21 protein-coding genes and 1 pseudogene are annotated in these 19552 nt (G+C 71.7%); 8 read left to right on the top strand and 14 right to left on the bottom strand.

The features are described 5' to 3' along the window. The first annotated feature begins 52 nt into the window (after window positions 1-52). A complete protein-coding gene (locus tag O7546_RS02740; RefSeq protein ID WP_194798579.1) occupies window positions 53-739 on the top strand; it encodes a TetR/AcrR family transcriptional regulator in 687 nt (228 codons plus the stop codon). A gap of 12 nt (window positions 740-751) precedes the next feature. Here O7546_RS02740 and O7546_RS02735 read toward each other — a convergent pair whose 3' ends face one another. The 6 genes from O7546_RS02735 to O7546_RS02710 all read right to left on the bottom strand — a co-directional run bounded on the left by O7546_RS02735 (window position 752) and on the right by O7546_RS02710 (window position 5993). After that, a complete protein-coding gene (locus O7546_RS02735; RefSeq protein ID WP_194798580.1) occupies window positions 752-1720 on the bottom strand; it encodes an NAD(P)/FAD-dependent oxidoreductase in 969 nt (322 codons plus the stop codon). A gap of 105 nt (window positions 1721-1825) precedes the next feature. Further along, complete coding sequence (locus O7546_RS02730; RefSeq protein WP_013284068.1) at window positions 1826-2482, bottom strand: rhomboid family intramembrane serine protease; 657 nt, start codon at window positions 2480-2482, stop codon at window positions 1826-1828. A 101-nt stretch (window positions 2483-2583) separates the two neighbouring features. Beyond that, window positions 2584-3273: a transglycosylase SLT domain-containing protein gene (locus O7546_RS02725; protein ID WP_194798581.1), complete on the bottom strand. Its 690-nt coding sequence runs from the start codon at window positions 3271-3273 to the stop codon at window positions 2584-2586. Window positions 3274-3505: 232 nt separating this feature from the next. Next, window positions 3506-4912, bottom strand: coding sequence for a PhoH family protein (locus tag O7546_RS02720; RefSeq protein ID WP_194798582.1), 1407 nt, complete (start codon window positions 4910-4912; stop codon window positions 3506-3508). 317 nt (window positions 4913-5229) lie between these two features. Beyond that, entirely contained in the window at window positions 5230-5655 is a 426-nt protein-coding gene (locus tag O7546_RS02715; protein ID WP_194798583.1) for a hypothetical protein, read from the bottom strand. Further along, complete coding sequence (locus O7546_RS02710; RefSeq protein WP_013284064.1) at window positions 5652-5993, bottom strand: hypothetical protein; 342 nt, start codon at window positions 5991-5993, stop codon at window positions 5652-5654. The genes O7546_RS02715 and O7546_RS02710 overlap by 4 nt, the downstream gene beginning before the upstream one ends. Window positions 5994-6257: 264 nt before the next feature. On the opposite strand from O7546_RS02710, the gene O7546_RS02705 reads away from it, so the two are divergent. The 3 genes from O7546_RS02705 (at window position 6258) to otsB (ending at window position 8109) form a co-directional block, all read left to right on the top strand. Next, window positions 6258-6698 (top strand): helix-turn-helix transcriptional regulator, encoded by a 441-nt coding sequence (locus O7546_RS02705; protein ID WP_194798584.1) that lies wholly within the window; start codon window positions 6258-6260, stop codon window positions 6696-6698. 163 nt (window positions 6699-6861) lie between these two features. Beyond that, window positions 6862-7215 (top strand): hypothetical protein, encoded by a 354-nt coding sequence (locus O7546_RS02700; protein WP_013284062.1) that lies wholly within the window; start codon window positions 6862-6864, stop codon window positions 7213-7215. Window positions 7216-7284: 69 nt separating this feature from the next. Further along, the gene (gene otsB, locus O7546_RS02695) at window positions 7285-8109 is read left to right on the top strand and encodes a trehalose-phosphatase (RefSeq protein WP_194798585.1); all 825 of its coding nucleotides are present in this window, start codon (window positions 7285-7287) and stop codon (window positions 8107-8109) included. A 151-nt stretch (window positions 8110-8260) separates the two neighbouring features. Here otsB and O7546_RS02690 read toward each other — a convergent pair whose 3' ends face one another. Genes O7546_RS02690 through O7546_RS02675 form a run of 4 tightly spaced genes read right to left on the bottom strand, consistent with a single transcriptional unit; the run spans window position 8261 to window position 13053 of the window. After that, complete coding sequence (locus tag O7546_RS02690; RefSeq protein ID WP_194798586.1) at window positions 8261-9031, bottom strand: isoprenyl transferase; 771 nt, start codon at window positions 9029-9031, stop codon at window positions 8261-8263. A gap of 31 nt (window positions 9032-9062) precedes the next feature. Next, window positions 9063-10223, bottom strand: a complete 1161-nt coding sequence (locus O7546_RS02685) for a geranylgeranyl reductase family protein (protein ID WP_281600421.1) — start codon at window positions 10221-10223, stop codon at window positions 9063-9065. A gap of 57 nt (window positions 10224-10280) precedes the next feature. Beyond that, window positions 10281-11171, bottom strand: coding sequence for a hypothetical protein (locus O7546_RS02680; protein WP_194798588.1), 891 nt, complete (start codon window positions 11169-11171; stop codon window positions 10281-10283). A 40-nt stretch (window positions 11172-11211) separates the two neighbouring features. Then, window positions 11212-13053, bottom strand: a complete 1842-nt coding sequence (locus tag O7546_RS02675) for a phosphoenolpyruvate carboxykinase (GTP) (protein ID WP_194798589.1) — start codon at window positions 13051-13053, stop codon at window positions 11212-11214. Between the two features lie 135 nt (window positions 13054-13188). On the opposite strand from O7546_RS02675, the pseudogene O7546_RS30725 reads away from it, so the two are divergent. From O7546_RS30725 to O7546_RS02665, 3 genes and pseudogenes are all read left to right on the top strand, one after another. Continuing rightward, a pseudogene (locus O7546_RS30725) lies at window positions 13189-13284 on the top strand (GtrA family protein); the annotation flags it as partial. A gap of 260 nt (window positions 13285-13544) precedes the next feature. Then, on the top strand, window positions 13545-14081 hold the full coding sequence (locus O7546_RS02670; RefSeq protein ID WP_194798954.1) for a GtrA family protein: 537 nt from the start codon (window positions 13545-13547) through the stop codon (window positions 14079-14081). Between the two features lie 62 nt (window positions 14082-14143). Next, window positions 14144-14839, top strand: coding sequence for a GtrA family protein (locus O7546_RS02665; protein ID WP_269696128.1), 696 nt, complete (start codon window positions 14144-14146; stop codon window positions 14837-14839). Window positions 14840-14895: 56 nt separating this feature from the next. Here the strand turns inward: O7546_RS02665 and O7546_RS02660 are convergent, their stop codons facing one another. Then, window positions 14896-15465, bottom strand: coding sequence for a PH domain-containing protein (locus tag O7546_RS02660; RefSeq protein ID WP_194798591.1), 570 nt, complete (start codon window positions 15463-15465; stop codon window positions 14896-14898). A gap of 110 nt (window positions 15466-15575) precedes the next feature. Next, the gene (locus O7546_RS02655; RefSeq protein WP_194798592.1) at window positions 15576-16448 is read right to left on the bottom strand and encodes a biotin--[acetyl-CoA-carboxylase] ligase; all 873 of its coding nucleotides are present in this window, start codon (window positions 16446-16448) and stop codon (window positions 15576-15578) included. Between the two features lie 72 nt (window positions 16449-16520). Here O7546_RS02655 and O7546_RS02650 point away from each other — a divergent pair, with 72 nt between their 5' ends. Further along, complete coding sequence (locus tag O7546_RS02650) at window positions 16521-18104, top strand: acyl-CoA carboxylase subunit beta (RefSeq protein WP_013284052.1); 1584 nt, start codon at window positions 16521-16523, stop codon at window positions 18102-18104. Window positions 18105-18147: 43 nt separating this feature from the next. Here the strand turns inward: O7546_RS02650 and O7546_RS02645 are convergent, their stop codons facing one another. Both O7546_RS02645 and O7546_RS02640 read right to left on the bottom strand, forming a co-directional pair. Next, window positions 18148-19035: a hypothetical protein gene (locus O7546_RS02645; protein ID WP_194798593.1), complete on the bottom strand. Its 888-nt coding sequence runs from the start codon at window positions 19033-19035 to the stop codon at window positions 18148-18150. Beyond that, window positions 19028-19531 (bottom strand): SigE family RNA polymerase sigma factor, encoded by a 504-nt coding sequence (locus O7546_RS02640; protein WP_194798594.1) that lies wholly within the window; start codon window positions 19529-19531, stop codon window positions 19028-19030. The genes O7546_RS02645 and O7546_RS02640 overlap by 8 nt, the downstream gene beginning before the upstream one ends. Between the last annotated feature and the right edge of the window lie 21 nt (window positions 19532-19552).

The raw sequence follows: 19552 nt of genomic DNA, 5'->3' as shown, positions 1-19552 counted from the left end.
GAGCAGTGCTCTCTCTTTTGATTGCTGCTCTCATCCGTGGCAGAGTGACGGCATGGTCGCTCCCTCGCTCCGCGCCCGGGTCCGCGCCGGGATGATCGAAGAGATCAAGACGGTCGCCCGCCGCCACCTGGACACCGACGGCGCGAACCTCTCCCTGCGCGCGGTGGCCCGCGACCTCGGCATGGTCTCCTCGGCGATCTACCGCTACTTCCCCAGCCGCGACGACCTGCTCACCGCGCTCATCCTGGAGGCGTACGACGCGCTCGGCGACGCGGTGGAGGCGGCCGACGCCGCCGCCGACCAGGCCGACCTGCGCGGACGGTGGCTCGCCGCCTGCCGGGCGGCCCGTACGTGGGCGCTGGCCCACCCCGCCGAGTACGCGTTGCTCTACGGCAGCCCGGTGCCCGGGTACGCGGCCCCGGACGACACGGTCGCGCCGGCCCAGCGCCCTCCGGTGACCCTGGTCGGCATCCTGCGCGACGGCCTGGCCTCCGGCCGGCTCGCCCCGCCCGACGACGAACTGCCCGAGCCGCTGCGCGGCGACGTGGCCGAACTGGTCGGGCTGCTCGGCATGGACGTGCCACCCGCGCTGCTGGCCCGCGGCATGGCCGGCTGGACCCAGCTGTTCGGGCTGATCAGCTTCGAGCTGTTCGGCCGGATCAACCGGGCGCTACCGCACCGCGACGAGTACTTCGACCACCAGATCGGCCTGATGGCGGACCTGGTCGGCCTGCCCTGACGCCGATCGGCGTCAGGTGCCGTCGGAGGAGTGACCGGGGAACAGGTGCGCGGTCGGGTCGATGACGACGGCCGCGTTGTTGACGGCGGTGGCGGCCTCGCCGAAGCCGGTGGCGATCAGGCGGACCTTGCCCGGGTACTCGGTGATGTCACCGGCCGCGAACACCCGGGGCAGGTTGGTGGCCATCGCGCTGTCCACCACGATGTGCCGCCGGTCGAGGTTCAGCCCCCACTCGGCGAGCGGGCCGAGGTCGGCGGTGAAGCCCAGCGCGGCCACCACGGTGTCCACCGGCAGCGTCTCCACCTCGCCGCCGCGTACGGTCAGCTCGGCGCCGGTGACCGTCTCCTCGCCGTACAGCCGGCTCACCTCGGCGTTCACCACGATCCGCACCGGCAGCGCGCGGACACGCTCGATGGTGGCGGCGTGCGCCCGGAAGCGGTCCCGCCGGTGCACCAGCGTCACCGACCGGGCCAGCGGGGCGAGCGTGGCGGCCCAGTCGAACGCCGAGTCGCCGCCGCCGACGATGAGCACGTGCCGGTCGGTCAGCTCGGCCGGCTGCGGCACGAAGTAGACGATCCCGCCGCCGGTGAAGCTCTCCGCGACCGGCAGCGGCCGGGGCGTGAAGCTGCCGAGCCCGCCGGTGACCAGCACCGCGCCGCAGGTGAGCTGCTCACCGCCGGCGAGGCCGAGCACCGGCCGGCCGTCGAGGTAGGACAGCTTCTCCGCGCGTACGCCGAGCCGGTAGTCGGGGTGGAACGGCGCGGCCTGGGCGACCAGGTTCGTGACCAGCTCACGGCCCTTGATCGCGGGGAAGCCGGCGACGTCGAGGATCAGCTTCTCCGGGTACATCGCGGTGACCTGGCCGCCCGGCTCGGGCAGCGCGTCGATCACCGACACGGAGAGTCCGCGGAAACCGGCGTAGTAGGCGGCGAAGAGCCCGGCGGGACCGGCCCCGATCACGGCGACATCGACCTCGCGCATGGCGTACCGTCACTTTCCGCTTCGGATCACCCCGTGCTGATGCCGAAACGGTAGGCGGGCGGGTGGCCCCGGGCAAGCATGTCCCGCGCTTCGATCAACGCGCCGTCAGGGCAGCGTCATCCTGGGTGAGCCGAGGCGGTCGGATTCGCCGGTGTCGTTGCGGCGGCGGAACAGGATCGCCGCGACCACGCCGCCGAGCAGCCCGAACAGGTGGCCCTGCCAGGAGATGCGCTCGTCGGTGGGCAGGATGCCGAGCAGCTGCCAGCCGTAGAGCAACCCGACCAGCAGGCCGACGGCGAAGTTCCACCAGCTCCGCTCCACCACGCCCCGGGTGAGCAGGATGCCGAGGTAGCCGAAGATGACGCCGCTGGCGCCGACCACCACCGAGTTGGGTGAGCCGGTGAACCAGACGCCCAGGCCACTGACCAGGATGATGACGGCGGTGGACCAGAGGAACCGGCGGGTGCCCGCGGCGAGCACGAACGTGCCGAGCAGGATCAGCGGGATGCTGTTGCTGTAGAGGTGGTTCCAGCCGGCGTGCAGGAACGGTGAGAAGAAGACGCCGTCCAGGCCCTGGAGCCGCTGCGGGATGATGCCGGCGGTGTAGTCCAGGCCGAGTCGCAGGCCGACGTCGAGCGCCTCGATGAGGAACAGCACCGGCACGACCGCGCACATGGCGACGAAGGCCCGGCCGAGCGCCGCGTAGAACGCGTCGGTGCCGAACCGGTAGGGGTCGCCGCTGGGGCCGCCGTGCCAGGTCACCTACCAAGAGCTATCAGCAAAAGCGGCAGGCCGCCAGTCGGGGCCGGTACGACGACGGCGGGACACCGGGTCTCCCCGCGTGTCCCGCCGCCGTCGTGATGTCAGTACCAGCCCGAACTCTGTGACTTCTGCCAGGCGCCGCAGGGGGTGTCGTACCGGCCCTTGATGTAGCCGAGCCCCCACGTGATCTGGGTCGCCGGGTTGGTCTTCCAGTCGTCGGCCACCGAGGCCATCTTGCTGCCCGGCACGGCCTGCGGGATCCCGTACGCCCCGGACGAGCTGTTGGAAGCCTTCGGGTTCCAGCCGCTCTCCTTGGTCCAGAGCTTGTCCAGACAGGGGAACTGGTCGATGCCGAAGCCCTTGTCGAGCATGACGGCGCAACCGATCTTCCGGTTGCCGCTGTACTCCGCGCACGAGGACGGGATCGGGCCGTCGTACGGCTTGACCTTGGCTTCCGCCTCCTCCTCGGCCGCGGCCCGCTCCTTCTTGCGGGTGGCGGCGGCCGCCTCGGCCTTCCTGGCCCGCTCGGCGGCCTCCTTCGCCGCCGCGGCGGCACGCAGCTTCGCCTGGTACTCGGCGGCCCGCTGCCGGGACGAGTCCACGCGGTGGTCGGACAGCCGGTCGCGCTGGTACGCGTACTCCGCCTGGTCGACCTCCAGGCCGACCTGCGCGGTCAGGCCCTGCTGCTGGGTCTGTCGATCCTCACCCAGATAGAAGCCGCCGGCGACGCCCACGGAGAGCAGCGCGACAGCGGCCGTACGGGCGCCGAACCGGCTCCAGAGCCGACTCACGAAGTTTCCCTTCGTCGGGGGCAGGGACACGGCACGCGCATGGCCGGGTCGGGTCACGCCGGTGCCGTGAGCGCACCGGTACCGGTGTGACTTCGGGCCGTGTCCGGCTCCCGAGTGGTAGGTGACGCTCGATGGACACCATTGCGCACAGTGAGGCCGGTGGGAAATGGCCGGGCCTAAAAGTGATCTGCGTCACCCTTAAAATGCGGACAAAGTGGGGCAAAAGCGGCAGTCAGCCGGGGATGTCCTCCAACAGATCGGTGACCATAGCGGCGATCGGAGAACGCTCCGATCGGCTGAGGGTGACGTGCGCGAAGAGGGGATGCCCCTTCAGCGCCTCGATCACCGCCGTCACCCCGTCGTGCCGGCCGACCCGCAGATTGTCCCGCTGGGCCACGTCGTGGGTGAGCACCACCCGCGACCCCTGACCGATCCGGGACAGCACGGTGAGCAGGACGCCCCGCTCCAGCGACTGCGCCTCGTCCACGATGACGAACGCGTCGTGCAGGCTCCGGCCGCGGATGTGGGTCAGCGGCAGCACCTCCAGCAGCCCGCGCGAGGTGACCTCCTCCAGCACGTTCTCGTGCACCACCGAGCCGAGCGTGTCGAAGACGGCCTGCGCCCACGGCGACATCTTCTCCGACTCCGACCCGGGCAGGTAGCCGAGTTCCTGGCCGCCGACCGCGTACAGGGGACGGAACACGATCACCTTCTTGTGCCGGCGACGCTCCATCACCGCCTCCAGGCCGGCGCAGAGCGCCAGCGCGGACTTGCCGGTGCCGGCCCGCCCGCCGAGCGACACGATGCCGATGGACTCGTCCAGCAGCAGGTCGAGTGCGATCCGCTGCTCCGCCGAGCGCCCGTGCACGCCGAACGCCTCCCGGTCGCCCCGGACCAGCCGGATCGTCTTGTCCGGCAGCACCCGTCCCAGCGCCGAGCCCCGCCCCGAGTGCAGCACCAGGCCGGTGTGGCAGGGCAGGCCCGCCGCCGCGTCGACGTCGAGCGCCTCGCCCGCGTACAGCCGGCCGATCTCCTCCTCGGCCAGGTCCAGCTCGGCCATCCCGGTCCAGGTCGGATCGCTGGCCTGGCCGTGCCGGTACTCGTCGGCGCGCAGGCCCACCGAGGCCGCCTTCACCCGCAGCGGCATGTCCTTGCTGACGAGCGTGACCTCACGCCCCTCGGCGGCCAGGTTGAGCGCCACGGAAAGGATGCGCGCGTCGTTCGACTCGTTGCGGAAGCCGGGCGGCAGCACCCCGTCGTCGGTGTGGTTCAGCTCCACCCGCAGCGTGCCGCCCTGGTCGTTGGCGGGCACCGGGCGGTCCAGCCGGCCGTGCCGCACCCGCAGTTCGTCCAGCATGCGCAGCGACTGACGGGCGAACCAGCCCAGCTCGGGGTGGTGCCGCTTGCCCTCCAGTTCGGAGATGACCACCAGCGGCAGCACCACCTCGTGCTCGGCGAAGCGGTGGAAGGCGGCCGGGTCGGACAGCAGGACCGAGGTGTCCAGGACGAAGGCCGGGCCGGCTGGTCGGGGCTCCTCGGCCTCGGCGGCGGCGCCGCGGCGGCTGCGGGTGGTCCGGCGGGTCGGGGCGGTCGAGGCCGGGGTCTGCTCGGCTCCGGCGGGGGTACGGCGAGTGGTCACAGGCCTGCTCCGCGGATGGGCACCCGGCCACCCGAGTTCCGCCTCTTCCGGTGCCCGGAGGACACGGGGTCGGATGCGGGCCCCGTGCGCGAGGACGCAGGTCCGGGCTGTCCGGCTGGCCCGGGAAAACCCCGTGCCATGCCTAGACGCTAATCGCACCGGGGCCGCGGGGCTAGAGGCGCGCGTGGATCATCGTCCGGTCTTCGCCTGACGTACACCCGTTCGAGTGACCGGCGGACCGGAACCGGCCGGGATGCATGCCCCCTGCGCGCACCCCGGCCGGTCGTCCACTGCGGCGCCGCGACGCGGCGCGGGCCTCAGCCCTGGCGGCGCACCAGCGTCCCGGCCCGCGGTCCGGCGCCGGCCGCGCCGAACGACGATCCGGTGTACGTGGTGCCCACCCGCCCGACGCCGCCGAACTGGGCGGTGGCGGTGACGCGGACGGCCGGAGCGGAGCCGGGCCGGGCGGCGACCGCCGCGGGTACGGAGGTGCCGGCGAACGGCACGGCCGAGCGGCCGGCCGACGTCACCACCGTGGGACTGGGACCGGACAACGCGGAGGCGATGGCCGCCTGGGCGTCGCGCCGGCGGCGGTTCCAGGCGCCCCGGTCACCGTCGAAGTAGCCCTGGCGGTAACCGAACCGGTAGCCGATGCGGTAGCTGAGCTGGCCGTGCAGGCGGCCGGCCGCGTAGCAGGTGGAGCCGAGCACGAGGACGAGCACCACGGCGAGAAAGGGGGTCATCGCTCGTCCGCCCCGGGGAGCGGGTCGACCACCAGCAGCCGTTCCAGGTCGTCGGTGCTGACCTCCTCGACCAGCTCGACGCTGATCCGGCATCCGTCGAGGATCACCTCGGCCACCGACGCCCGGCGGATCTCACCGCCGGAGTCGTAGACCCGCACGCTCAGCTCGGGGCAGCCGAGGTGGGTACGCCAGGCGTCCCACTCCCCCCGGTCGCCGACGCTGAGCGAGAGGTACCGGCACCCGCGGGCGAGATAGAGACGCCAGGGGGCGCTCAGCCCGGCGGACACTCCGTCCGCGATCAGCCCGAAGGCCTGGGCACGGGTCGCGAGCTCGGTCACGAGACCCCCTCGGCACCCGCGGAGTGACGCATGTGAGCACTCGTCGTCTCAAGCACGTGACACACCGTAAGTTGTCTCATGAGCGTGACAGTATCAGCTTTTCAGGCCTTTGCCGCCGTACTGGCGTCCATCTATTCTGCCCGGGTGACACCCCTCAGGAGCAGCACTGGATCGTTTACCGGAAATCCGCCACCGACGTCACGTCGGCGTGACAGCAGCGTGCCGAGCCGCCCTCCCGGGACCGACTGGCCGTACCGTCACGGGGTGACCGAGACGACCAACGCACGGAAGATCGCGTTCGCCACCTTCGTCCGGCGCGCGCTCGACGACGCCCGCGCGCTGCGGGCCTGGAGCGGCACCGAGGTCTCCCGGCGCACCGGCGTCTCCCGCCAGACCATCAACCGATGGGTACGCGGCGACTGGGCGAGCGACCCGGAGGCGGAACGCGTCGTCGCCTTCTGCGAAGGGCTGGGACTCGATCCGGCCGTCGCGTTCACCGCGCTCGGCTGGGACCGGGCCGCCGGACCGCGCACCGCGCCGGCCCCGCCCCCGATGGACCCGGACGTGGAGGCGCTGCTGCGCCGGCTGGTCGACCCGAACGTCTCCGACGCGGAGAAGTTCCACATTCGAGAAACCATTCGTTACCTCGCATATCGCCCGACGCTGCCGGGCGGTGTCCGAAATAGGGGTAAACAGGCCGGGTAGTTCCTCAGATGGCGAAAGAACGGAAGGTCGGACCCGATCGTTTCGCCGCGGGGACGGATCGGACCCGCTAGCGTCCACGTTTGTACTGCTAGGGGCTCGTCATCGGCGGGGGGACGGGACACAGCCGAACCCAGCCCTGCGGGACAGAAGGAGGGGTCTGTCCATGACCCTGAAATGGTTGGCAGTCGTGGTCGCGGTGGTGTCGCTGACATCGTGCGTGACCGGCAACGTGGTGGTCGGCGTACTGGACGGCGGGCAGCTTCCCCTGGTCGTCAACCTCTTCGCGCTCACCACAGCCGGCACCGCGGTGATCCTCGCCGTCGTCGCCGAGCTGCACGATCGACTAAACGACCGGGTCAGCGCGCTCACCGAGTTCCTGGTGGCGCGGCTCAACGAGATCGAGGCGCACACCGGCGACCGCAACACCGGCTTCGTGGAGGGCTACCTGCTCAGCCACGGGCAGGAGGCAGCAGTGGTGCCGTTCGGTCGCCGGGGACGAGGAGCCGCCGAACGCTGATCACCACGTCGTTCCGACGTCACATCTCGGCCACGAATACGCCGCCCGGCGCGGGGTACGCTGACGCGCGTGCCGCCGTTGAATCTGGGCAACCAGCAGCCGAAGACCCCGTTGAACGCGGAGCACGCCTGGCGTGCGACCGCCGCCCGCGCGGGTGACGTCGTCCTCTTCTTCGACTTCGACGGCACCCTCGCGCCCGTCGACGACGATCCCACGGCCGTACGGCCCGCACCCAACGTGCTCACCGCACTGGAGGCACTCGCCCCGCACGTCCGCCGGATCGCCATCGTCTCCGCACGCCCGGTGGACTTCCTCCGCGACCACCTCGGCGGCCTCGCCGGCATCGACCTGTACGGGCTCTACGGCCTGGAGCACAGCCACTCCGGCGGCGAGACGGTCACCGAGCCGGCCGCCCTGCCGTGGGTGCCGACCATGTCGGAGCTGGCCGAGCAGGCCCGCGCCGAACTGCCGCCCGGCGCGCTCGTCGAGTTCAAACGGCTCTCCGTGGCGCTGCACTGGCGTACCGCCCCGCAGCTCGGCGACCTGGTGCAGGAGTGGGGCCGGGCCCAGGCCGAGCGGCTGGGGCTGCGCGCCCAGCCGGGCCGGATGGTGCTGGAACTCAAGCCTCCGGTCGACCGGGACAAGGGCATGGTGATCGGCGAGACGGTCCGGGACGCCGGTGGCGCCTGGTACTTCGGCGACGACGTCTCCGACATCAAGGCGTTCGCCGCGCTGCGTGCCCGCGCCGCCGCCGATCCCGACTTCCTCGGTGTCTGCGTCGCGGTCGCCAACCCGGAGACCGGTCACGAGGTGGCCGACGCCGCCGACCTGACCCTGGACTCCCCCGCCGCCCTGGCCGACTTCCTCACCTCAGCCCTGCCCCACCTCCGCTGACCCCCCGGGCCCCGGGGCCCGTCTCTCCTCCGCGATCTTGCACTTGCCGCCCCGGAAAAGGGGGCATAAGCCACGCTTTCGGGGCCGAGAGTGCAAGATCGCCGAGGCGCGCGGGGCGAGGGCGGGGCGGGGCGGCCGGGGCGAGGGTGGGTCAGGTGCCGAAGCGGCGCTGGCGGGTGGCGTAGGAGCGCAGGGCCCGCAGGAAGTCGACCTTGCGGAAGTCGGGCCAGTTCAGCTCGCAGAAGTAGAACTCCGAGTGCGCGCTCTGCCAGAGCATGAAGCCGGAGAGCCGCTGCTCGCCACTGGTCCGGATGATCAGATCCGGGTCCGGCAGCCCCTTCGTGTAGAGGTGCTCGGAGATGTGGTCGACGTTGATCGAGGTGGCCAGCTCCTCGATCGTGCCGCCGTTCGCCGCGTGCTCCACCAGCAGCGAGCGGACCGCGTCGGCGATCTCGCGCCGCCCGCCGTACCCGACCGCGATGTTGACCTGAGCCCCGCCGTCGCGGTCGCGGGTGCGTTCCTCGGCGGCCTTGAGCGCGGCGGCGTGCTGCGCCGGCAGCACGTCGAGCGCGCCGACCATCCGCAGCCGCCAGGGGTTGCCCTCCTCGGCCAGCTCGGTGCTGAGGTCCTCGATGATCTGGAGCAGCGGGTCCAGCTCGGCGGCCGGGCGGGACAGGTTGTCGGTGGAGAGCAACCAGAGTGTGACGTGCCCGACGCCGGCCGCGTCGCACCAGCGGAGCAGCTCCTTGATCCGCTCGGCGCCCATCCGGTGGCCGTCGTTCGGGTCGACGAAGCCCATCTCCCGGGCCCATCTGCGGTTGCCGTCGCACATCACGCCGACGTGTGCGGGTACGGGCTTGCCCGCGAGCTTCGCCGTCAGCCGGCGCTCGTACACGGAGTAGAGGAGTTTCCGCAGAGTCATCACCTTGCAGGGTAGCGACCCGCGGGAGAGATCAGTGTCTCGGTGGCATATCACCTGAGGGTGAGACGGTCCGGCGCGGTCGCGGCAGGTCCGCCCCGATCGCCATCAGGGTGCGCGCGTCCAGGCGGCCGTCGCCGAGTCCCAGCTCCACCACCGTGCGGTAGACGCGCTCGTCGCGCCGGGCCGCGCCGACCGCCGCGTCGACCACCCGGCGCCGCCGGGCCAGCCACGCGGCCACCGAGCTGTGCCGCAGGTGGGTGCCGAGCCGGGCGCGCAGCGCGGCGGCGTACGCCCGGGCGGCCTCGGCGGGGGAGCCGGCCGCCGCCGCGCCAGCCAGCGCGCCCGAGCGCAGCGCGTAGAAGATGCCCTCGCCGGTGAACGGGTTGATCAGCGACAGCGCGTCCCCGGCCAGCAGCACCCTGCCCCGGCCGGGCGCCGGGCGGTGGGTGGACAGCGGCAGGTGGTGCGCCCGCAGGTCGGTCACCGTCGCCGGGTCGACGTCCGGTAGCAGCGCGGCCATCCGGTCCAGCAGGTGCGCGCGGGTCAGCGGTTCGCCGCGCAGCACCTCCCCGTACCCGACGTTCGCGCGACCGTCGCCGATCGGAAAGGCCCAGGCGTACGCGGGCCAGCGCGCCGCGGACGTCACGATCAGCTGCTCCGGCGGCCCGGCCGGCGCGGGCGCGTAGCCCCGGATGGCGAGCGCCAGGTGCCGGTCCGGGTTGACCGGGTGGCCGAGCGCGCGCCGTACCACCGATCCGGCGCCGTCGGCGCCCACCACCGCCCGCGCGGGCAGCTCGCCGTCGAGCAGCACCCGGTCGGCGGCGATCTCCACCCGGCGTACGGTGTGCCGCCGCAACTCCGCGCCGGCGGCCACCGCCGCCGCGACCAGGCGAGCGTCGAACACCTTGCGGGGCACCGTGTACGCGGGCCGGGGCAGCGTCCGGGCGACGGTGCCGCCACCGGGCCCCACGAGGCGCAGCGCGGGCAGCGGTGCGTAGCCGTCGACGGCGCCGGTCACGCCCAGCTCGGCGAGGACGTCCAGCGCGTGCGCGGCGATGCCGTCCCCGCACGCCTTGTCGCGGGGGAAGTCGGACCGGTCGAGCAGCAGCACCCGCGCCGCCCCGGCCCGCCGCGCGCCGAGCGCGGCGGCGGCCCCAGCGGGCCCCGCCCCCACCACCACGACGTCCCACACCCCCTCATCCTGCCCCGCCGCGCCCCGCCCCGGGCGACGATCATGAGGTTGGCGGCATCAACGGAGATCGAAATCGCCGTCAACTTCATGATCGACGGGGTGGGGTGGGGTGCGGGTGGCTCGGTTGAGGGACCAGAGGGTGAGGGCGGCGGCGGTGACCAGGGGGGCGCCGTCGCGGATCAGGCCGTCGGTGCCGAGCAGCCACCAGCACAGGGGCAGGTCGATCGCGAGGACGCCGAGCGTGACGGCCACCAGGCCCTTCCGCGCCCACGCCTTGTCACGCAGCAGGAAGGCGGTACAGAACAGCACGGCGTAGCTGACCGCGATGCCGGCGCCGAACCAGAAGATCAATGCCGGTACGGCGGCCAGCCGCCCGTCCAGCACGGCACCCGTCGCCACCAGCGCGGGCACGAGCATCAGCGGACTGTAGGTGAACGCCGCGACGCGGGCGGTGAGCAGCCAGCCGTTCGCCTGCGGGCGCCTCGGCGCCACCTCCCGCCAGGCGATCGTCCCGCCCTCGACGACCAGGCCCTTGCGGTGCCGGACCAGGTGTGCGCGGATCGCCTCGGAGCGGTAGAGCAACACCACGACGGCGACGCAGAACGCGGTGAGCACGGCGAACCCGACCAGGCCGGGCAGCGCGGGCACCCCTTGCCGGGGCACGATCAGCCGCCCGACCGCGAAGATCGTGGTCACCGCCAGGATCAGCCCGAACGGCCGGGCCCCCACCCGTCCCTTGTTCACGTGGCCGATCAGCAGCAGGAAGCCGAGCGACCGGAGCATCGCCCAGCCGGTGCGTACGGCCAGACCGAACTCCTGCTCCGGGGCGTACCAGTAGTTGAGCAGCTCGACCACGACGGTGGCCGCCGCGGTCACGGCGAGCAGCGTGGTGAGCGCCCGGACGGCGGACGGCCGCCGGACCTCGACAGGTTCAGCGGCCGTCCTCATGGCATCCGATGTTGCCCGGCGCGGGCAACAGGCACACCTGTTACTTCTGCGGCTCCGCGTCCAGCCGGGCGCGCAGCGCGTCCAGCTCGGCCCAGAGCACGCCGGGGAGCTTGTCCCCGAACTTCTCGAACCACTCGGTGACCAGCGGCAGCTCGTTGCGCCACTCGTCCGCGTCGACCTTCAGCGCGATCCGGACGTCCTCCGGGGTCATGTCCAGACCCTCGACGTCGAGCGCGTCCTGCGCCGGGACCATGCCGATCGGCGTCTCCACCGCCTCGGCCCGGCCCTCCAGCCGCTCGATGACCCACTTGAGCACGCGGGAGTTCTCGCCGAAGCCCGGCCAGAGGAAGTTGCCCTCGGCGTCCTTGCGGAACCAGTTCACGTAGTAGATCTTGGGCAGCTTGGCCTCGTCGCCGTCCGCGCCCTTGCCCATCTCGATCCAGTGCCGGAAGTAGTCGCCGGCGTTGTAACCGATGAACGGCAGCATGGCCATCGGGTCGCGGCGGACCACACCGACCGCGCCGGAGGCGGCGGCGGTCGTCTCCGAGGAGAGGGTGGCCCCCATGTAGACGCCGTGCACCCAGTCGCGGGCCTCGGTGACCAGCGGGATGGTGTCCCGGCGACGGCCACCGAACAGGATCGCGTCGATCGGCACGCCGTTCGGGTCGTAGTAGTCGTCCGCCAGGATCGGGCACTGCGTGATCGGCGTGCAGAAACGGCTGTTCGCGTGCGAGGAGAGGTTCTCGCTCTCCGGCGTCCAGTCGTTGCCCTTCCAGTCGATCAGGTGCGCCGGCGGCTCACCCATGCCCTCCCACCAGATGTCGCCGTCGTCGGTCAGCGCCACGTTGGTGAAGATGGAGTTGCCCCGGTCCAGCGTCCGCATGGCGTTGGCGTTGGTCTTCCAGTCGGTGCCGGGCGCGACGCCGAACAGGCCGTACTCGGGGTTGACCGCGTAGAGGCGGCCGTCCGCGCCGAACCGCATCCAGGCGATGTCGTCGCCGATGGTCTCGACCTTCCAACCCGGGATGGTCGGCTCCAGCATGGCGAGGTTGGTCTTGCCGCAGGCCGACGGGAAGGCGCCCGCGATGTGGTAGACCTTGCCCTCCGGCGAGGTGATCTTGAGGATCAGCATGTGCTCGGCCAGCCAGCCCTCGTCGCGCCCCATCACGCTGGCGATACGCAGGGAGTAGCACTTCTTGCCCAGCAGCGAGTTGCCGCCGTAGCCGGAGCCGTAGGACCAGATCTCCCGGGTCTCCGGGAAGTGCGAGATGTACTTGGTCTCGTTGCACGGCCACGCCACGTCCTGCTCGCCCGGCGCGAGCGGGGCGCCGATGGAGTGCAGCGCGTGCACGAAGTCGGCGTCGTCGCCCATCGCCTCCAGGACCGAAGACCCCATCCGGGTCATGATCCGCATCGAGGCGACGACGTACGGGCTGTCGGTGATCTCCACGCCGAACATGGGGTTCTCGGCCTCGACCGGGCCCATGCAGAACGGGATGACGTACATGGTGCGCCCGCGCATGCTGCCGCGGTACAGCTCCGTCATCGTCCGCTTCATCTCGGCCGGCGCCATCCAGTTGTTGGTGGGGCCGGCGTCCGCCTCGTCGGCGGAGCAGATGAAGGTGCGCTCCTCCACCCGGGCGACGTCCGTGGGGTCGGTACGCGCGTAGAACGAGTTGGGCTTCTTCTCGGGATTCAGTCGGATCAGGGTGCCGTTCTCGACGAGTTCGTCGGTGAGGCGGCGCCACTCCTCATCAGACCCGTCCACCCAGACCACGCGGTCGGGGGTGGTCAGTTCCGCGACCTCACGTACCCAGGCCAGCAGCTTGGGGTGGGACGTCGGGGCCTGATCGATACCCCGAACAGCAGCCGGAGCAACCATGTCACTTCTCCTTGTGGTCGACGCTGACCGATCTATGGGGTGCACGAGTTCCGGCGGGCTGGTACGCCGCCTCGTGGAAACCTGGGATTGGGCTCAGCGTAAACCGGACTGCCTCGTCAGTCAGTGGGACTGGTTGTGAAGAACTGCACAAGGTACGGCCACGCTGCGGCATCACGATCTGATACCCGCTTTCGCGCGCAGTTTCACGCAAATCCTGCGGTGAACCTTCGACGGCCGGGTCCGGCACCGGAGTGACTCCGACGTCCGATCGCGGGGAAGCGTACGAACATGTCGCGAAAGACGATTCCGTGATGCGCTCCACAGATTCGCACAGCGCGTTACGCTCTGCTCACGGACATCGAGAACGGGCGACGCCTCTCCGACCCGGGCGGCCCGCGCGAGACAGCCGCGGCGAAGCCGTCGTGGCCGACTCGCCGTTGGAGTCCGCCCGGTTACCGCACAACCGGTACTCTCGGCGGGTGGCCGCGACGATGACCGGAGACCAACCGGGGGCTCCGCAGACCCGCCGGGGTCCGATCGGAGCACTGCTCGACCGTTTCGGTCACCTCATCCACGAACTGAGCAAGTTCGCCACCGTCGGCGGGCTCGCCTTCGTCGTGGACTTCGTCCTCTTCAACTATCTGTCCAGCGGCCGGGACATGCCGCCGCTGGCCGCGAAGACCATCTCCACGGTGATCGCCGCGACAGTCGCCTTCCTCGGCAACCGGTTCTGGACGTGGCGGCACCGGCAGCGGTCGAACCCGGCCCGCGAGTACGCCCTGTTCTTCTTCTTCAACGCGGTCGGCCTCGGCATCGCGGTGGCCTGCCTGGCGATCAGCCACTACGGGCTCGGCGCGATCTGGCCCGCGGTGTTCCAGACCCCCCTGGCCGACAACCTCGCCAGCTTCATCGTCGGCACCGGCCTGGGCACGCTCTTCCGGTTCTGGTCGTACCGACGGTTCGTCTTCGTCGAGGCGGGAACACCTCCCGTTCCGGCAACGAGCCACGACCGAGAGTCCGGGGCGTGACGAACCGCCCATCCCGACCCGCCGGGCCCAGCCGGCCCAGCCAACTGCCTAAGGTGTTCCGCATGCCTGGAGTCCGTCTGCTGCCCGAGCGCTGGCAGAAGTTCATCCACGAGGCGCTCAAATTCGGCATCGTCGGCGGCATCAACACCGTCATCAATTACGCGGTGTTCAATGCGCTGGCACTCACGGTTTTCCGTGACGGTCAGCTGAAGGCGACAGTGATCGCGACGATTGTCGCCACGATCACGTCGTATCTGATGAATCGTCACTGGACGTACCGTGATCGACCGAAATCGGCACTCCGGCGCGAATACGTCCTGTTCTTCCTCTTCAACGGGGCGGGCCTGCTCATCGAGCTCGGCGTCCTGGCCCTGGCCAAGTACGGCCTCGGCGTCCACGGGCTGCTCGCGCTGAACGTCGCCAAGACCATCGGTGTCCTGCTGGCCACGCTGTTCCGCTTCTGGTCCTACCGGACGTTCGTCTTCCAGCCCGTCCCCAAGCACGCCGAGGAGACCTGGCACTCGGTGCCGCGTGACGAGTGGGACAACGTCGCCGAGATGGACCCGGTGGCCGAGCTGGCCGAGTCGGTCAGCGAGCTGGAGGAGGAGGAACCGGCTCCGGGCACCGGCCGGGCGGCCGGCTTCCCGCCACCGCGTGGTCGCCCCGCACCGGCGGACGCCGGACTCGGTGGGGCGCTCGGCGCCGACCTGGACGCCGAACTCGCCGCGGAACTCCAGCCCCGCCGCGCCCGCCGCTGAACCACGAGAAGGCCGGCACCCCTGGTCAGGGGTGCCGGCCTTCTCCGTCAGACGGGTCAGGGCTGCTCGCGCAGGGACTTGCCCTCGGTCATGTCGGCCAGGATCTCGCGCATCTCGCCGTCACCCAGGCTGTGCTTGTCGTGGTGCGACTCGACCAGCTCGTAGAGCTTCGTCTGCACCCTGTCCACGCCCGGCACGTCGTGCAGCACCGACTGGCCACGCTCACCCGCCGACTCGATGGTCAGCGTGCCGCAGCCGAGCAGCCGCTCCACGAAACGCTGGTGCATGGCGTGGTCGTTGATCCGGGTCAGCGGCAGGTCCCGCCGGTTACGCGACAGCACCCCCTGCTGGAGGAGCACCCGCTCGTTCGTGAACAGGTAGTGCGTGGTGCGCCAGACCAGAAACGGCCACAGACCCAGCCACAGCACCAGCGCCAGGGCGACCACGGCGATCGCGTAGAGCGCGATCGTGCCGCCGCTGCCGTCGGGCAGCAGGAGCCAGCCGGCGACGACCGCCGCGACGGCGAGCACGAGCACCAGGACCGGCCGGATCAGGGCCTTCCAGTGCGGGTGCAGGTGCAACACGACGTGCTCGTCCTCGGTGAGCACGTCTTCGGGGAACGCCACGGCGGAACCTCCTCGCAGAACAGGACGCGCTGACCGTAACCGGTCGGCGCATCCGGTCGGCATCGGCCGCGCGGACGGCTACCCGTGGTTGTTGACAGGGGGCCCTTCCCTCACCGCAGGTGCAGCACGTCGCCTGCCGCCAGCCGCAGCGTCTCGGCGCCCGTCTCGACCAGGAGCTGCCCGTCGCCGTCCACGCCGGTGGCGGTGCCGTACGCCTCGCTGCCGTCGGGCAGCAGCACCCGTACCTGACGGCCGATGGTGGCGCACCGGGCCAGGTACGCCTCGCGCAGCCCGCTGGCCTCCGCGTCCCCTCCGGCGTCACGCCAGCGCTCGTACCAGTCGGCGAGCGCGCGCAGCAGCGCCCGCAGCAGCGGATCCCGGTCGGTGGCGGTGGCACCCGCGAGCTGGAGCGAGGTGGCGGGCAGCCCGGTCGGGTTCTCCGGCAGCTCGTCGGCGCGCAGCGTCACGTTCAGCCCGACACCGACCACGATCGCCGGCGGCCTGTCGCTCTCCCCCGGCACCGCCTCGGCCAGCACCCCGGCGCACTTCGCGCCGTCCACCAGCAGGTCGTTCGGCCACTTCAGCCGCGCGTCCAGCTCGGCCAGCAGGCGTACCGCCTCGACCAGCGCGACACCGGCGAGCAGCGGCAGCCAGCCGTACCCGGTGACCGGCACCGGCGACCAGCCGCGCTCGGCGTCCGCCTCGCCGGGCCGCAGCAGCACGCTCGTCGCGAGACCGGCACGCGGCGGCGACTGCCAGACGCGGCCCCGCCGCCCCCGGCCGGAGGTCTGCCGCTCGGCGACCACCACCAGGCCCTCCGGCTCGCCGGCGCGCGCCGCGGTCACCGCGTCGGCGTTCGTCGAGCCCGTCTCGGCGAGCAGTTCCAGGCGGCGCCAGGGGCCGTGCGGCGCGACCAGCGCGCGCCGCAGCCGGGCCGCCGACAGCGGCGGTCGGTCCAGATCGGTGTACGGCGAGCCGGGCATCCCGCCAGCCTACGGCCCGAGTGAGGCGCACTGCACAGCCTCTTCGACCTGAACCATCGTTATATTCCACGGGTGACTACCGAGACCGGGTTCAACATCCACACGACCGCCGGCAAGCTGGCGGACCTGGAGCGACGGCTCGACGAGGCGGTGCACGCCGGGTCGGCACGCGCCGTCGAGAAGCAGCACGCGCGGGGCAAGAAGACCGCCCGCGAGCGGATCGAGATGCTCCTCGACGAGGGCTCGTTCGTCGAGCTGGACGAGTTCGCCCGGCACCGCTCGACCAACTTCGGGCTGGAGAAGACCCGCCCGTACGGGGACGGCGTGGTGACCGGCTACGGCACCGTCGACGGCCGGCAGGTCTGCGTCTTCTCGCAGGACTTCACCGTCTTCGGCGGCTCCCTCGGCGAGGTCTTCGGCGAGAAGATCGTCAAGCTGATGGACCTCGCCATGAAGATCGGCTGCCCGGTCGTCGGCATCAACGACTCCGGCGGCGCGCGGATCCAGGAGGGCGTCACGTCCCTCGGCCTCTACGGCGAGATCTTCTTCCGCAACGTCCGGGCCAGCGGCGTCATCCCGCAGATCTCGCTCATCATGGGCCCGTGCGCGGGCGGCGCCGTCTACTCCCCGGCGGTCACCGACTTCACCGTCATGGTCGACCAGACCTCGCACATGTTCATCACCGGCCCCGACGTGATCAAGACGGTCACCGGCGAGGACGTGGGCATGGAGGAGCTGGGCGGCGCCCGTACCCACAACACCCGCAGCGGCAACGCGCACTACCTCGGCACCGACGAGGAGGACGCGATCGAGTACGTGAAGGCGCTGCTGTCGTACCTGCCGTCGAACAACCTGGACGAGCCGCCGGTCTTCGACGCGCCGGCGATCCTCGACGTCACGGACGAGGACCGCGAGCTGGACACGCTGATCCCGGACTCGGCGAACCAGCCGTACGACATGCACCGGGTCATCGAGCACGTGCTCGACGACGGCGAGTTCCTCGAGGTGCAGCCGCTGTACGCGCAGAACATGGTGGTCGGTTTCGGCCGCGTCGAGGGACGCCCGGTAGGCGTGGTGGCGAACCAGCCGATGCAGTTCGCCGGCACGCTCGACATCGCCGCGTCGGAGAAGGCGGCCCGGTTCGTGCGTACCTGCGACGCGTTCAACGTCCCGGTGCTCACCTTCGTCGACGTGCCCGGCTTCCTGCCCGGCACCGGCCAGGAGTGGGACGGCATCATCCGCCGCGGCGCGAAGCTCATCTACGCGTACGCCGAGGCCACCGTCCCGAAGGTCACCGTCATCACCCGCAAGGCGTACGGCGGGGCCTACGACGTGATGGGCTCCAAGCACCTGGGCGCGGACCTGAACTTCGCCTGGCCGACCGCGCAGATCGCGGTGATGGGCGCGCAGGGCGCGGTGAACATCCTCTACCGCTCGGAGCTGGCGAACGCCGAGGACCCGGCCGCCGTCCGCGCCGAGAAGATCGCCGAGTACGAGGACACGCTCGCCAACCCGTACATCGCCGCCGAGCGCGGCTACGTGGACGGGGTGATCCCGCCGCACGAGACGCGTACCCAGATCGTGCGGGCGCTGCGGGTGCTGCGCACCAAGCGCGAGACGCTGCCGCCGAAGAAGCACGGCAACATCCCGCTGTAGCCGGCCCGGTGCCCCCGACGTTGAGGCGGCGGGGGCACCGGCGTCAGCAGCCCGGGTTCGCGGCCACGCACATCCGCTCGGCCGCGACCTGCGCCATCTGCCGCACCTGTTCCTCGGTCACCCTGGCCTCGGGCACCTGGCCCTCGGGCAGGTCGGTCCGCAGCCGGCCGGACGGGATCAGCACCGTCACGAGGTCACCCACCCGTACGACCAGCCGGTCCTCGAACAACGGCGCGTAGCCGGGCGGCCAGCCGGTCGTCTCGTCGGGCGGCACGCTCGCCTCGTGCCGCAGCAGCAGCGCCTGGTCTCCGGCGAAGCCGGTCGCCGCGACGTACCAGCGGTGCACGACATCCGCGCTGACCATCCCCCGCTCGGTGTAGGCCTGGCCGGTCGTCCGCCACGCCCCGCAGGCCGCGACAGTGCCCTCCAGGTCGGTGACGAACCGGCCCGCCTCGCCTGGCTCCATCCGGTAGACGTCCTGGGTGAGGACCGATCCGATGGTCGTAGCGGGCTCGGTCGGCGGTTCCATCAGGGTCTGCCCCCGTGAGTAGCGCGAGCGCGGTTCCTCGGCCGGCCGCCCCTGTTCCCGGGCGCAGACCTGAAGCAGGTCGTCGACCCGGACCGGCTCGTCGAGGCCGGTCTCGCCGAGCCGTTCACCGGTCGGTACCGGGACGTCGGCCGGTTCCAGCATCGCCTCGGCCACGATCTCCCCCCGCCCGTCGACGGCACCGGCGGCGGGCGGTGGCGGCGCGCCGGCCCGGTCCACGAGCGTCGCGGTGAGCGCCGCGACGACCACCACCGAAGCCGCAGCGAGCGCGGCGGAGCGCCGGCTGCGCCGCCGGGCGGTGGCCCGGATCGCCTCCGGCTCCGGCCAGGTGACGTTGCGCAGATCCCGGTGCAGCAACTCCACGAGTGCGACGTCGTCAGGCATCTGCCGCCTCCTCTTCCAGGTCCACCACGGCGAGCAGCCCGGCGAGCGCGGTCCGCCCCCGGGAGAGCCGGGCCTTGACGGTGCCGATCGGCGCCTCGGTCTCGCGCGCCACCTCGGCGACCGGCATGCCGAGCAGGTAGTGCATGGCGATTGCGGTGCGCTGGGCCTCGGGCAGCCGGCGCAGCGCGGCGACCACGTCCAGCGTCTCGGTGCTCGGCGCCGGCACGTCCGCCACCGCGCCGTGCCGCAGGTAGGCGCGCGCCCGGCTGCGCAGGCTGCGCCAGCGGCTCACCGCGATCCGGCTCGCCACCACCCGCACCCAGGACTCCGGGTCGTCGTACCCGCGCACCGTGGACCACCGCTGCCAGGCCCTGATGTACGCCTCCTGCACGGCGTCCTGCGCCTCGGCGAGGTCACCCGTGAGCACGTAGACGAAGCCGAGCAGCCGCTGTCGGCTGCCCCGGTAGAACTCGTCGAACCCGTCGCTGTCGGGCACCTGCCACCTCCCCGTGTTCGT

This window comes from Micromonospora sp. WMMA1976 (genome assembly GCF_027497335.1).
GTDB lineage: Bacteria > Actinomycetota > Actinomycetes > Mycobacteriales > Micromonosporaceae > Micromonospora > Micromonospora aurantiaca.
Note: the sequence above shows the minus strand (reverse complement) of the source record. Positions and strands in the feature narration are given on the sequence as shown.